The sequence below is a fragment of the Thauera chlorobenzoica genome (genome assembly GCF_001922305.1).
Classification (GTDB): domain Bacteria; phylum Pseudomonadota; class Gammaproteobacteria; order Burkholderiales; family Rhodocyclaceae; genus Thauera; species Thauera chlorobenzoica.
The window spans coordinates 3,128,150-3,141,309 of the sequence record NZ_CP018839.1; the positions used below are offsets into that span (position 1 = coordinate 3,128,150).

The 13,160-nt window shown below is 64.3% G+C and carries 9 protein-coding genes and 1 tRNA gene; 4 read left to right on the forward strand and 6 right to left on the reverse strand.

Annotation, left to right across the window (positions count from 1 at the left end):
* Positions 1-6 precede the first annotated feature (6 nt).
* The 3 genes from clpX to tig are packed head-to-tail and all read right to left on the reverse strand — an operon-like array spanning position 7 to position 3,259.
* Positions 7-1,275 (reverse strand): ATP-dependent Clp protease ATP-binding subunit ClpX, encoded by a 1,269-nt coding sequence (clpX, locus tag Tchl_RS14580; protein WP_075149034.1) that lies wholly within the window; start codon positions 1,273-1,275, stop codon positions 7-9.
* 17 nt (positions 1,276-1,292) lie between these two features.
* Positions 1,293-1,931, reverse strand: coding sequence for an ATP-dependent Clp endopeptidase proteolytic subunit ClpP (gene clpP / locus Tchl_RS14585; RefSeq protein ID WP_075149035.1), 639 nt, complete (start codon positions 1,929-1,931; stop codon positions 1,293-1,295).
* Positions 1,932-1,951: 20 nt separating this feature from the next.
* Positions 1,952-3,259 (reverse strand): trigger factor, encoded by a 1,308-nt coding sequence (gene tig, locus Tchl_RS14590; protein ID WP_075149036.1) that lies wholly within the window; start codon positions 3,257-3,259, stop codon positions 1,952-1,954.
* 423 nt (positions 3,260-3,682) lie between these two features.
* Between tig and Tchl_RS14595 the strand changes: the two genes are divergently transcribed.
* The 3 genes from Tchl_RS14595 to Tchl_RS14605 all read left to right on the forward strand — a co-directional run bounded on the left by Tchl_RS14595 (position 3,683) and on the right by Tchl_RS14605 (position 8,488).
* Entirely contained in the window at positions 3,683-5,605 is a 1,923-nt protein-coding gene (locus tag Tchl_RS14595; protein WP_075149037.1) for a PrkA family serine protein kinase, read from the forward strand.
* A 67-nt stretch (positions 5,606-5,672) separates the two neighbouring features.
* On the forward strand, positions 5,673-6,941 hold the full coding sequence (locus Tchl_RS14600; protein ID WP_075149038.1) for a YeaH/YhbH family protein: 1,269 nt from the start codon (positions 5,673-5,675) through the stop codon (positions 6,939-6,941).
* Complete coding sequence (locus tag Tchl_RS14605) at positions 6,938-8,488, forward strand: SpoVR family protein (protein ID WP_075149039.1); 1,551 nt, start codon at positions 6,938-6,940, stop codon at positions 8,486-8,488. Before Tchl_RS14600 ends, Tchl_RS14605 begins: the two co-directional genes overlap by 4 nt.
* A gap of 57 nt (positions 8,489-8,545) precedes the next feature.
* Here the strand turns inward: Tchl_RS14605 and Tchl_RS14610 are convergent, their stop codons facing one another.
* On the reverse strand, positions 8,546-10,081 hold the full coding sequence (locus Tchl_RS14610) for a bifunctional ADP-dependent NAD(P)H-hydrate dehydratase/NAD(P)H-hydrate epimerase (protein WP_075149040.1): 1,536 nt from the start codon (positions 10,079-10,081) through the stop codon (positions 8,546-8,548).
* Between the two features lie 271 nt (positions 10,082-10,352).
* On the opposite strand from Tchl_RS14610, the gene Tchl_RS14615 reads away from it, so the two are divergent.
* Positions 10,353-10,437: transfer RNA gene (locus Tchl_RS14615), tRNA-Leu, on the forward strand.
* Between the two features lie 104 nt (positions 10,438-10,541).
* On the opposite strand, the gene nadC is transcribed toward Tchl_RS14615, so the two are convergent.
* Positions 10,542-11,387 (reverse strand): carboxylating nicotinate-nucleotide diphosphorylase, encoded by an 846-nt coding sequence (nadC, locus tag Tchl_RS14620; RefSeq protein ID WP_075149751.1) that lies wholly within the window; start codon positions 11,385-11,387, stop codon positions 10,542-10,544.
* A gap of 200 nt (positions 11,388-11,587) precedes the next feature.
* Complete coding sequence (serS, locus tag Tchl_RS14625; RefSeq protein WP_075149041.1) at positions 11,588-12,880, reverse strand: serine--tRNA ligase; 1,293 nt, start codon at positions 12,878-12,880, stop codon at positions 11,588-11,590.
* Positions 12,881-13,160: the final 280 nt, after the last annotated feature.

A 13,160-nucleotide genomic window follows, 5' to 3' on the forward strand; every position in this document is an offset into this window, starting at 1 on the left:
AGCCTTTCAGTTGGCGCCCGACACCTTCTGCTGCTCGGCGTAGATCAGCAAGGGCTTGCCTCCTTCTTCGATGGTCGACTCGTCGACCACGACTTTCTCCACCCCTTCCAGGGCGGGCAGGTCATACATGATGTCGAGCAGTGCGGCTTCGAGGATGGAGCGCAGGCCGCGCGCCCCCGTCTTGCGCTTGATTGCCTTGCGGGCCACTGCATGCAGGGCACTCGGACGGATCTCGAGCTCGACCCCTTCCATCGAGAACAGCTTCTGGTACTGCTTGACCAGCGCATTCTTGGGTTCGACGAGAATTTGGATGAGGGCCTCCTCGTCGAGTTCCTGCAGCGTCGCAACCACCGGCAAGCGGCCGATCAGTTCAGGGATCAAGCCGAACTTGATCAGGTCTTCCGGCTCGACCTGGCGGAAGGTGTCGGTCAGGCTTTTCGTCTCGCGGCTCTTGACCTCGGCGCCGAAGCCGATGCCGACCTTCTCGGTGCGATTGCGGATGACCTTTTCCAGCCCATCGAAAGCGCCACCGCAGATGAACAGCACGTTGGTGGTATCGACCTGGATGAAATCCTGATTCGGATGCTTGCGCCCACCCTGCGGCGGAATCGACGCCACCGTACCTTCCACCAGCTTGAGCAGCGCCTGCTGCACCCCCTCGCCGGAGACATCCCGGGTGATCGAAGGGTTGTCCGCCTTGCGTGAAATCTTGTCGATTTCGTCGATGTAAATGATGCCCTGCTGCGCCTTGTCGACGTCGTAGTCGCATTTTTGCAGCAGCTTCTGGATGATGTTCTCGACGTCCTCGCCGACATAGCCCGCTTCGGTCAGCGTCGTGGCATCGGCCATGACGAAGGGCACGTTGAGCAAGCGGGCGAGCGTCTGCGCGAGCAAGGTCTTGCCCGAACCGGTGGGTCCGATCAGCAAGATGTTGCTCTTCGCCAACTCGACATCGTCCTGTTTGGCTTCGAGGTGGCGCAAGCGCTTGTAGTGGTTGTACACCGCGACCGCCAGACTACGCTTGGCCTGCGGCTGCCCGATCACATACTGATCGAGAATCCCGCAGATCTCGTGCGGCGTCGGCAAGGCGCCCTTGAAATTATCCGGATCCGCAGCGCCGACGATTTCATCGCGGATGATGTCGTTGCACAGCTCGATGCATTCGTCGCAAATGAAGACGGAGGGGCCGGCGATCAGCTTGCGCACCTCATGCTGGCTCTTGCCGCAGAACGAGCAGTACAGCAGCTTGTCGCCGCCTGCCTTCTTGTCCGTCATGTGAGATCTCTCCTGAATCAGGTGTCGTCGCGACTGGTCAGCACCTTATCGACCAGACCGTACTCGACCGCCGCTGCGGCAGACATGAAGTTGTCGCGATCGGTATCCTTCTCGATGCGTTCGAGCGATTGCCCGGTGTGCTTGGCCAGCATGTCGTTCAGGCGCGCGCGCAGGTAAAGGATTTCGCGGGCATGGATCTCGATATCCGAAGCCTGACCCTGGAAGCCGCCGAGCGGCTGGTGGATCATCACCCGCGAATTGGGCAGGATGAAGCGCTTGCCCTTCTCGCCCGCCGCCAGCAGGAAGGCCCCCATGCTCGCCGCCTGGCCGATGCACAGCGTGCTGACGTTCGGCTTGACGAACTGCATGGTGTCGTAGATCGCCATCCCGGCCGTCACCGAACCACCCGGCGAGTTGATGTAGAAATAGATGTCCTTGTCCGGATTTTCGGACTCGAGGAACAACAGCTGGGCGACGATGAGGTTGGCGGTGACATCATTGACCGGGCCGACCAGGAACACCACCCGCTCCTTCAGAAGGCGCGAATAGATGTCGTAGGCGCGTTCGCCGCGACCGCTCTGCTCGACCACCATCGGAACCAGGCCGAGGCCGACCGGGTTCCAGTCGCTGCTGTGCTGGGGTGTTCCTTGCATCATGGATCAGACCCTCTGCGGCATCAGGCCGCGTTGTTGCCCATCAGTTCGTCGAACGCCACGTCCTTGTCGGTCGTGTCGGCCTTGGCGCTGACCCAGGCGACGACATTGTCTTCGATGACCACGGCTTCGGCCTGGGCCAGGCGCTCGGGTTCGGAGTAGTACCAGCGCATCAGTTCGGACGGATCCTCGTAGCTCTGCGCCATCTCCTCGACCAGCGCACGCACCTGCTCGGGCTTGGCATGGAGTTCGTTGGCCTTCACCAGTTCGGCCATGATCAGACCGAGCTTGACCCGACGCACCGCCTGATCGGCGAACCAGGCCGGCTCCACCGGAATGTCCTTGGTCTTGAGGCCGCGCATTTCCAGGTCGCGGCGGGCGCTATTGGCGAGTTGCTCCGACTCGGCCTGCACCAGCGCCTTGGGCACTTCGATCGGGGTCGCGGCGAGCAGCGCCTCCATGACCTGTTCCTTCACGCGGGACTGGACACGGCGCTTGACCTCGCGCTCGAGGTTGGCCTTCACCTCCTCGCGCAGCTTGGAGACATCGCCGTCGGTCACACCGAGCGCCTTGGCGAAGTCGCCATCGACGGTCGGCAGCACCGCTTCTTCGACCGCCTTGACCATCACTTCGAACTGCACCGCCTGGCCCGCCAGATGCTGTGCATGGTAGTCCTCGGGGAAGGTCATATCGAAAACCTTGCTGTCGCCCGCCTTGAGACCGGCAACCGCCGCTTCGAACTCCTTCAGCATCGAACCGGCGCCGATCACGAAGGGGAAATCCTGAGCCTGGCCGCCATCGAACACCTCGCCATCCTTGCGCCCGGTGAAGTCGATCACAACGCGGTCGCCTTCGGCCGCGGCACGATCGACAGCGGTGAAGGTGGTGCGCTGCTTGCGCAGCACATCGATGGTCTTGTCGACCTCGGCTTCACCGACGGTCAGTACGGGACGCTCGATCTTCTGGCCGGCAAGATCACCGACCACGACCTCAGGGTACACTTCGAACACTGCGGTGAATTCCAGCGTGCCTTCGGTGGCCGCCTCCTTGGGCTGGATCTGCGGATAACCCGCGACACGCAGGCTGTCCGCACGCACCTTGTCGCCGAAGGCCTTTTCCACCGCGGCCCCGACCGCCTCGCCGCGCGCCTGGCCACCGTGCGTCTGGGCGACGATCTTCATCGGCACCTTGCCCGGGCGGAAACCCGCCATCTTCACCGTACGGGCGATACGCTTGAGACGGTCATCCACCTCTTTCTCGATGTCCGCCAGCGAAACGGCGATGTCGATACGGCGCTCGAGCGCGCTCGGGGTTTCCTGGTTCTGCTCCATTGAGTCGATCCTGAGAAGTCAATAATCCGTTCCCGCTCTTTCGAGGATAGGCGCCGAGACACAGCACACACATCCCTCGCCAGCGTGAACACGTTGTACGAAGAGCGGGGATTCTAGCACAGCACGCGGATCCGCCCTGCAGGAGTGGCAGAAGCGGCGGTTTTCCCCCTTGCCATCCGCGCCACGGCTGCCACCGCCTTGCGCCGGTCGTAGTGCCCGCACGCGGCCGGCGAAAGGAATTGCGCTAAAAAAAGACCCCCCGACGGCGGAACTCGTCCTCGACTCGTCATATCCTATGATCAACAGATCCGGTGCCAGCAGGCTCGGCAAAACGGACTCCGTCGCACAGGCGGCTGACGCAGCAAGCGTTTCTTGGCGGTTGCGATCGATCGGCACCGCACTTCGCTCGGACAGGAGACTTCCATGACCATCTTCAACGCCTACCAGGCCCGCTTCGAGGCTGCCCGCGAGGAGGAGATGTCCCTCCAGGAATATCTCGAACTGTGCCGCGCCGACCGGATGGCCTATGCCACGGCGGCTGAACGGATGCTGGACGCGATCGGCGAGCCCGAACTGGTCGACACCCGCCTCGATCCGCGCCTGTCACGCATCTTCTCCAACAAGATCCTCAAGCTCTATCCTGCCTTCCGCGACTTCTACGGCATGGAAGAGGTCATCGAGAACATCGTCTCCTACTTCCGCCACGGCGCCCAGGGCCTGGAAGAGAAAAAGCAGATCCTCTACCTGCTTGGCCCAGTCGGCGGGGGCAAGTCCTCGCTCGCCGAAATGCTCAAGAGCCTGATCGAGAAGATCCCCTTCTACGCGATCAAGGGCTCTCCAGTGCATGAGTCCCCGCTCGCGCTGTTCGATGCGACCGAGGACGCCCACATCCTCGAAGGCGACTTCGGCATCCCGCGCCGCTACCTCGACACCATCATGAGCCCGTGGGCGGTCAAGCGCCTGCACGAATACGGCGGCGACATCACCAAATTCCGCGTCGTCAAGCTCAACCCCTCGGTGCTGCGCCAGATCGCAGTAGCCAAGACCGAACCCGGCGACGAGAACAACCAGGACATCTCCTCACTGGTCGGCAAGATCGACATCCGCAAGCTCGAGCAGTACTCGCAGGACGACCCCGATGCCTACAGCTACTCCGGCGGACTGTGCCTGGCCAACCGCGGCCTGCTCGAATTCGTCGAGATGTTCAAGGCTCCGATCAAGGTTCTCCACCCGCTGCTCACCGCCACCCAGGAGGGCAACTACAAGGGCACCGAAGGCTTCGGCGCGATCCCCTTCGATGGCATCGTGATGGCGCACTCGAACGAGTCCGAATGGGTCGCCTTCAAGAACAACAAGAACAACGAAGCCTTTCTCGACCGCATCTACACGGTCAAGGTGCCGTACTGCCTGCGCGTCTCCGACGAGATCCGCATCTATGAAAAACTGCTCGTCCACAGCTCGCTGTCCGAAGCGCCCTGCGCCCCCGACACGCTGAAGATGATGGCGCAGTTCGCCGTGCTGTCGCGCCTGAAGGAACCGGAAAACTCCAGCATCTTCTCCAAGATGCGCGTGTACGACGGTGAAAACCTCAAGGACACCGACCCCAAGGCCAAGAGCTACCAGGAATACCGCGACTACGCCGGCGTCGACGAAGGCATGACCGGGCTGTCTACGCGCTTCGCTTTCAAGGCCCTGTCCAAGGTGTTCAACTTCGACCACCGCGAAGTCGCCGCCAACCCGGTGCACCTGATGTACGTCCTCGAGCAGCAGATCGAAGCCGAGCAGTACCCGGCCGAGACCGAAGCGCGCTACCTGGGCTACATCAAGGAATACCTCGCCCCGCGCTACGCCGAATTCATCGGCAAGGAGATCCAGACCGCCTACCTCGAGAGCTACTCCGAGTACGGCCAGAACATCTTCGACCGCTACGTCACGTATGCCGACTTCTGGATCCAGGACCAGGAATTCCGCGACCCCAACACCGGCGAGATCCTCGACCGTGCAGCCCTCAACGAAGAGCTGGAAAAGATCGAAAAGCCGGCCGGCATCAGCAACCCGAAGGACTTCCGCAACGAAGTCGTCAACTTCGTACTGCGTGCCCGCGCCAAGCACGACGGCCGCAACCCGAGTTGGACCTCCTACGAGAAGCTGCGCGCGGTGATCGAGAAGAAGATGTTCTCCAACACCGAAGATCTGCTCCCGGTGATCAGCTTCAATGCCAAGGCGAGCGCCGACGAGCAGAAAAAACACCAGGACTTCCTCAACCGCATGATCGACAAGGGCTATACCGAGAAGCAGGTCCGCCTGCTGTGCGAGTGGTACCTGCGCGTGCGCAAGTCGTCTTGACACTGCCGGGAGCGTGCCGCGGGGCTTCACCGCCCCGCCCGCGCCCGGCCGGTCCAAGGGAGGCAGCATGGTCCGCATCATCGATCGACGCTTCGACAGCAAGAACAAGAGCGCGGTTAACCGCCAGCGCTTCATGCGTCGTTTCAAGCAGCAGATCCGCAAGGCGGTGTCCGAGGCCATCCAGGGCCGCTCCATCCGCGACCTCGACAACGGCGAGCAGGTCTCGATTCCCGCCCGCGACCTCTCCGAACCGTCCCTGCACCACGGCCGTGGCGGCATCTGGGAGCAGGTCTTCCCCGGCAACGACCAGTTCAACGCCGGCGACCGCATCAACCGCCCGCTCGGCGGTCAAGGCGGCGGCGCCGGCAAGGGTAAGGCCAGCAACGAGGGCGAGCACGAGGACGACTTCGTCTTCCAGCTCTCGCGCGAGGAGTTCCTCGATCTCTTCTTCGAAGACCTCGAACTGCCGCGGCTGATCCGCACCCAGCTCGCCAAGGTTACCGACTACAAGACCCAGCGCGCCGGTTTCAAGTCCGACGGCACCCCGGCCAACATCAACATCATCCGCTCGATGCGCGGCGCCCTCGGCCGCCGCCTCGCGCTCGGCTCACCCTCCGCCGCGCGCATCCGCGAACTGCAGCAAGAACTCGACGAAGCCCTCGCCCGCCTCGGCGAAGACAGCGACGAAGTGCGCGCGCTGCGCGAAGAACTCGCCCTGCTCCAGGCCAAGATCGAACGCATCCCCTTCATCGACAGCTTCGACCTGCGCTACAACAACCGCATCAAGGTGCCACGGCCGAGCACGCGGGCGGTGATGTTCTGCCTGATGGACGTCTCCGGCTCGATGGACGAAGAGCGCAAGTCCATCGCCAAGCGCTTCTTCATGCTGCTCTACCTGTTCCTCACCCGCACCTACGAGCACATCGAAGTCGTCTTCATCCGCCACCACACCGTCGCCAAGGAAGTCACCGAAGACGAATTTTTCCACTCGCGCGAATCGGGCGGCACCGTGGTCTCGAGCGCGCTGGTGATGATGCGCGACATCCTGCGCGAGCGTTACACCAGCGGCCAATGGAACATCTACGGCGCCCAGGCCTCCGACGGCGACAACTGGGACAACGACTCCCCCATCTGCGGGCGGCTCCTCGGCAATGAAATCCTGCCCTGGTGCCAGTACTTCGCCTACGTCGAAATCACCGCCGGCGACCCCCAGAACCTGTGGCGCGAATACACCAAGATCGCCGCCGGGCACGACAACTTCGCCATGCAACGCATCGAAACCCCGGCCGACATCTACCCGGTATTCCGCGAACTGTTCAAGAAGACCATCGCATGAAAGCCACGACCCCCAAGGAAGGCCGTAGCCGCCGCAAGGCGCCCCTGCCGATCGGATCGGAATGGACCATCGAGGCGATCGAGCGCTATCACACCGAAATCGCCCGCGTCGCCGCCGATTTCCGCCTCGACACCTACCCGGTGCAGATCGAGATCATCACCGCCGAACAGATGATGGACGCCTACGCCTCGGTGGGGATGCCGGTGAACTACCACCACTGGTCCTTCGGCAAGCATTTCCTCTCCACCGAAAAAGGCTACAAGCGCGGCCAGATGGGCCTGGCCTACGAGATCGTGATCAACTCCAACCCCTGCATCGCCTACCTGATGGAAGAAAACACCCTCACCATGCAGGGCCTGGTGATCGCCCACGCCGCCTACGGCCACAACAGCTTCTTCAAGGGCAACTACCTGTTCCGCACCTGGACCAACGCCGACGCCATCATCGACTACCTCATCTTCGCGCGGAACTACATCACCGCCTGCGAAGAACGCTACGGCGAAGAAGAAGTCGAGCAGATCCTCGACTCCTGCCATGCCCTGATGAACTTCGGCGTAGACCGCTACAAACGCCCCCCGCCGCTGTCGCTGGCCAAGGAAAAACTGCGCCAGCAAGAGCGCGAGGAATACCTCCAGAGCCAGGTCAACGACCTCTGGCGCACCCTCCCCGCCCACGACACCCACCCCGGCCCCCAGGCCGAACGGCGTTTCCCGCCCGAGCCGGAAGAAAACCTGCTCTACTTCATCGAAAAGAACGCCCCCCTGCTCGAGCCCTGGCAGCGCGAAGTCGTGCGCATCGTGCGCAAGATCGCGCAATACTTCTTCCCCCAGCGCCAGACCCAGGTCATGAACGAAGGCTGGGCCACCTTCTGGCACTACACCCTGCTCAACCGGCTGTACGACGAAGGCCTGCTGTCCGACAGCTTCATGCTCGAATTCCTCCAGTCGCACACCAACGTCGTCTACCAACCGCCCTACAACAGCCGCTGGTTCAACGGCATCAACCCCTACGCGCTGGGCTTCGCGATGTGGCAGGACATCCGCCGCATCTGCGAACACCCCGACGACGAAGACCGCCACTGGTTCCCCGACATCGCTGGCAGCGACTGGCTCGAAACCTTCGATTTCGCGATGCGCAACTTCAAGGACGAAAGCTTCGTCGCGCAGTACCTGTCGCCCAGGATCATGCGCGACTTCCGCATGTTCGCTGTGCTCGACGACGACCGCGAAGACAAGCTCCAGGTTTCCGCCATCCACGACGAGAACGGCTTCCAGCGCGTGCGCGACATCCTCTCCGACCACTACAACCTCGGCGCCCGCGAACCTTACGTCCAGGTCTGGAACGTCGACCTGCGCGGCGACCGCTCACTCACCCTGCGCCACCAGCCTTACCGCCGCCGCCCGCTGGGTAACAGCACCGACGAAGTCCTGCGCCACCTCGCGCGCCTGTGGGGGTTCACCGTGCGTCTCGAAACCGTCGACGAGCACGGCCACGCCGAACTCTCGCACGAAGTCCGCATCGACCGCCGCCACGCCCCGCTACCCTGACCTCGCCCCCGGGCAAACGACCCTGTAGTAGGGCACGACCCGGACATCGAACGGCCGCTAGCGGATCGGTCGCTGCGGAGGCGTAATGCGCGGATCGCGCTGGGCCTCGATCAGCCACCCGTTGAAAACACCCCGGGCGGCATCGATGGTTTCACTGGCGGTCAGCCCCACCGGGCCGATGCCTTCGCGGGCAAGCCGGTCGGCGGCGGCACCATGCAGGTGGACGGCCGCCAGCAAGGCCGACTCGGCGGGCCAGCTCTGGGCCAACAAGCCGACGACCAAGCCGGTGAGGACATCGCCCATGCCGGCGGTCGCCATGCCGGGATGGCCTGTGCCATTGATGAACCAGCGCTCATCGGGCGTCGCGACGATGCTGCCGCAGCCCTTGAGTACAACCAGGGCACGATGGCGGCGGGCGATTTCGAGCGCGGCATGCAGGCGGTCAGCCTGCACGCAGGCGGTGTCGCAGCCGAGCATGCGGGCCGCTTCAGCCGGGTGCGGCGTGAGCACGCTGGGGGCTTCGCGCGCGGCAAGCGCGGACTGCAGCGCGCTGTCGGTGCCGATCAGGTTGAGCGCATCGGCATCGAGCACGAGCGGCACGGGACGTCCGAGCGCGGCGGCAAGCAGACCTTCGGCAGCGGGCTGGGTGCCGAGGCCGGGGCCGACGGCGAGCGCGCTGAGGCGCTCGGGCAGAGCGTGGGCGCGGCGCAGCATCAGTTCGGGCTGGGAGCAATCGACCGAGGGGCCGTATTCATCGAGCAGGCCGACATAGACGCGCCCGGTACCGAGCCACAGCGCGGCGCGCCCGGCCAGCAGCGCGGCGCCGACCATGCCGGTGTTGCCGCCGAGGATCCCGGCATCGCCGTGGATCCCCTTATGGGTGTTGCGCGGGCGCGGGCGCAGGTGGGCGCGGAACAGCGCGGGGCGAATGGCCTGGCCCCGCACCGGAACCCAGGCCGGCGCCTCGATATCGAGGCGCTGGACGCTGATCTCACCACAGTAATCGGGGCCGTCGTTGGTGAGCAGGCCGGGCTTGAGGGCGATGAACGTGGTGGTATGGGTCGCCCGGAAAGTGGTCCCCAGCGGCTGGCCGGTGTCGGCATCGAGCCCGCTGGGAACATCGAGCGCCATGCGCGGAGCGGGCTGGGCGTTGAGGGCGTTGATCCAGCCCGCGTAGCGACCCTCGACCGGGCGGGCGAGGCCGATGCCAAACAGGGCATCAACGACCAACGCCCAGCCATTGGCCGGAGCGGCAGGCAGATCGGAGACGATCGTACCGCCGGCGGCGAGGTAGTCCGCATGGGCCTTGGCCGCCTCGGCGGGCAGGCGCTCCGGCGCGGCAGCGAAGGCGACCACGACTTCACGGCCAGCCTGGGCGAGCTGGCGTGCCATGACGAAACCATCGCCACCATTGTTGCCCGGACCGCAGGCGATGAGGATCGCCGCCGGACGGTCGAGAATGAGGCGGACAGCGTCCTCGGCGGCCGCCCGCCCGGCACGCTCCATCAGTGACGGCTTCGCACTGGGAATGAGCTGGTCTTCGATCTCGCGGATCGCACGAACGGGATAAATGGACTGGGCAGTGGAGAACATAAAGATCCTGGCCGGTGAGCTCTGTGCAGGATTGTAAAACCTCGACCGTCCGGTCGAGTAAACATTGCTGCGATACCAGGCGCATTGTCCCTGTCGCCGCGGCCCCAGCCACGCTCGGGCAGCTGCGTAGCGAAAACCGCCGCTGCCGCCTTGCCGGCAATGCGCAGGCAGCGTGTCAGCGCTTGACGCCCCCCTGCCCCGCAGCCATAATCCGCGCCCTCCCGCTGTTCCCGGCGCATCCACCTGCGTCACCGGACGTCAGCGGCGAGAAGCCTTGGTGGTGAAATTGGTAGACACGCTATCTTGAGGGGGTAGTGTCGAAAGACGTGCGAGTTCGAGTCTCGCCCAAGGCACCAACAAACCCGGCTCCCGCCGGGTTTTTGCCGTCCCTCCCCCTACAGCCTGCCACAAGCCCCATTTCCGGCGCGCGCCGGCAATGCCGGGCGAACGCTCTTCGGGCTTACGCTTCGACGTGACGAAGCGACAGATCGAGGGCGCGGACGTCTTTGGTCAGGGTACCGATGGAAATGCGGTCTACGCCGGTTTCGGCAATCGCGCGCACGCGCTCGAGATTGACGCCGCCCGAGGCCTCGAGCTCGGCGCGCCCGGCGGCGATCGAGACGGCTTCGCGCATGTCTTCGAGGCTCATGTTGTCGAGCAGGACCATCTTCACGCCGGCAGCGAGGGCCTCGCGCAGCTGCCCCAGGTTTTCGACCTCGACTTCGATGAACACGTTGGACGGCGCGATGGCGCGGGCTTCGGCGACCACTTCGCGGATGCCCCCGGCAGCGATGATGTGGTTTTCCTTGATCAGGATGCCGTCGTAGAGGCCGACGCGGTGGTTGGTGCCCCCGCCGATAGCGACGGCGTATTTTTGCGCCAGGCGCAGGCCCGGCAGGGTTTTTCGGGTATCGACGATCCTCGCCCGGGTGCCGGCGACGGCATCGACGAAGCGGCGGGTGACGGTGGCGGTGCCCGAAAGCAGCTGCAGGAAGTTGAGCGCGGTGCGTTCGGCGGTGAGCAGCACGCGGGCGCGGGCGACAATGTCGCACAGCACCTGCCCGGCCTGCACCGTATCGCCGTCCTTGACATGCCAGTGCACGACCGCCGCGGGGCTCAGGGCGGCGAAGGCGGCGTCGAACCAGGCGGTACCGCAGATGACAGCGTCTTCGCGGGTGATGACGCGACCACGGGCCTCGGTGTCGGCCGCGACCAGGCGCGCGGTGAGATCCCCGGTGCCGATGTCCTCGGCGAGCGAGGCGGCGATGTTGCGCTGGATTTCGACGCGAAGCTGTTCGGAAAGCATGATGTCGGCCATGGAGTGGGGGGGCGGGAATTCTAGCATCGACACCGGTTTCCATCCGTCCGATCGCGGCTACCGCCATAGGCATCGGGGGGCGTAGTTCGTCCAGGCGCACGGCAAGCGCCCTGCACAGCCCGACTGGCGATACCTGGCCGCGCCCGCCTACCAGGAATCGCACCGAAACCCGGACGCCACCTTCCCCTTCAGAGCGGCGCTTCGAGCCGTTCGATGCCGCCCATGTAGGGCACGAGCACCTTCGGGATGACGACCGAGCCGTCCGCCTGCTGATGGTTCTCCAGCACGGCGACCAGCGTCCGCCCCACCGCCAGCCCGGAACCATTGAGTGTGTGCACCAGCTCGTTCTTGCCCTGTGCGTTCTTGAACCGGGCTTGCATGCGCCGCGCCTGGAAGGATTCGCAGTTGGAGCAGCTGGAGATTTCACGATACGTATTCTGCGCCGGCAGCCACACTTCCAGGTCGTAGGTCCTGGCCGCGGAAAAGCCCATGTCGCCGGTGCACAGCGCGACCACCCGGTAGGGCAGCTCGAGCTTTTGCAGGATCGCTTCGGCGTGGCCGACCATCTGCTCGAGGGCCTCGTCGCTGGTGGACGGGTCGACGATCTGCACCATCTCGACCTTGTCGAACTGGTGCTGGCGGATCATGCCGCGCACGTCGCGCCCGCCGCTGCCCGCTTCCGAGCGAAAGCACGGGCTGTGCGCGGTGAGCCGGATCGGCAGCGCATCGAGGGCGAGCACCGCTTCGCGCACGCTGTTGGTGAGGGTGATCTCGGCGGTGGGGATGAGGTACTGCTCCAGCCCCTCCTCGTCGCCGCCGCGCAGCACCCAGAACAGGTCTTCCTTGAACTTGGGCAGCTGGCCGGTGCCGACCAGGGCGTCGCGGTTGACGATGTAGGGGGTGTAGCACTCGGTGTAGCCATGCTCGCGGGTATGGGTGTCGAGCATGAACTGGGCGAGCGCGCGGTGCAGGCGGGCGACCGGACCGCGCAGGAAGGCGAAGCGCGCCCCCGACAGCTTGGCACCGGTCTCGAAATCCAGCCCCAGCGGCGCACCGAGGTCGACATGGTCGCGAACCTCGAAGTCGTAGCTGCGCGGCGTGCCCCAGCGCCGTACCTCGACGTTGCCCGATTCATCCTCACCCACCGGCACATTTTCCTGCGGCAGGTTGGGCAGCATCGCGAGAAAGGCGTCGATGCGTTCGAGCAGCGCCGGCAGGGCCTGCTCACAGGCCTTCAGTTCGTCACCGAGCTGCCCAACTTCGGCCAGCACGCCCGAGGCATCCTCGCCCTTGCTCTTGAGCATGCCGATCTGCCTGGACAGCGCGTTGCGCCGCGCCTGCAGCTCCTGGGTGCGGGTCTGCAACTGCTTGCGCTCATCTTCCAGGGCCTGGAAGGCCGCGGTGTCGAGCGTTGCGCCGCGGCGGGCAAGGCGCGCGGCGACGGTGTCGAGGTGGTTGCGAAGAAGCTGGATATCAAGCATCGGGAAATTCCTGGTACATGTTGAATCAAGAGCTTGCCTGAAAATGCTGGAGCTCTTTCGATGAAAACACGCGCAAGCGGCTCGCTTTCCAGACTTTCTTCAGCAATGCCGCAGCGCAAAAATTAACTTTTTCAATCAATGACTTGAGAGATCAAACTGGAGCTTGAAAAAACCCGTTCAGCGATTATTCTGAAAGTCTCGGTGGCAGAAGCTGAGGGAGCCGCGCTGCTGCCGCCATGCACGCACGGTCGATGAACGAAGCCTCCTGGGCCTGGTTCCG

Excerpts from the sequence above, each read along its gene's own strand:
- clpX (WP_075149034.1), bottom strand. The coding sequence starts at position 1,275 with ATGACGGACAAGAAGGCAGGCGGCGACAAGCTGCTGTACTGCTCGTTC.
- clpP (WP_075149035.1), bottom strand. The coding sequence starts at position 1,931 with ATGATGCAAGGAACACCCCAGCACAGCAGCGACTGGAACCCGGTCGGC.
- tig (WP_075149036.1), bottom strand. The coding sequence starts at position 3,259 with ATGGAGCAGAACCAGGAAACCCCGAGCGCGCTCGAGCGCCGTATCGAC.
- Tchl_RS14595 (WP_075149037.1), top strand. The coding sequence starts at position 3,683 with ATGACCATCTTCAACGCCTACCAGGCCCGCTTCGAGGCTGCCCGCGAG.
- Tchl_RS14600 (WP_075149038.1), top strand. The coding sequence starts at position 5,673 with ATGGTCCGCATCATCGATCGACGCTTCGACAGCAAGAACAAGAGCGCG.
- Tchl_RS14605 (WP_075149039.1), top strand. The coding sequence starts at position 6,938 with ATGAAAGCCACGACCCCCAAGGAAGGCCGTAGCCGCCGCAAGGCGCCC.
- Tchl_RS14610 (WP_075149040.1), bottom strand. The coding sequence starts at position 10,081 with ATGTTCTCCACTGCCCAGTCCATTTATCCCGTTCGTGCGATCCGCGAG.
- nadC (WP_075149751.1), bottom strand. The coding sequence starts at position 11,387 with ATGCTTTCCGAACAGCTTCGCGTCGAAATCCAGCGCAACATCGCCGCC.
- serS (WP_075149041.1), bottom strand. The coding sequence starts at position 12,880 with ATGCTTGATATCCAGCTTCTTCGCAACCACCTCGACACCGTCGCCGCG.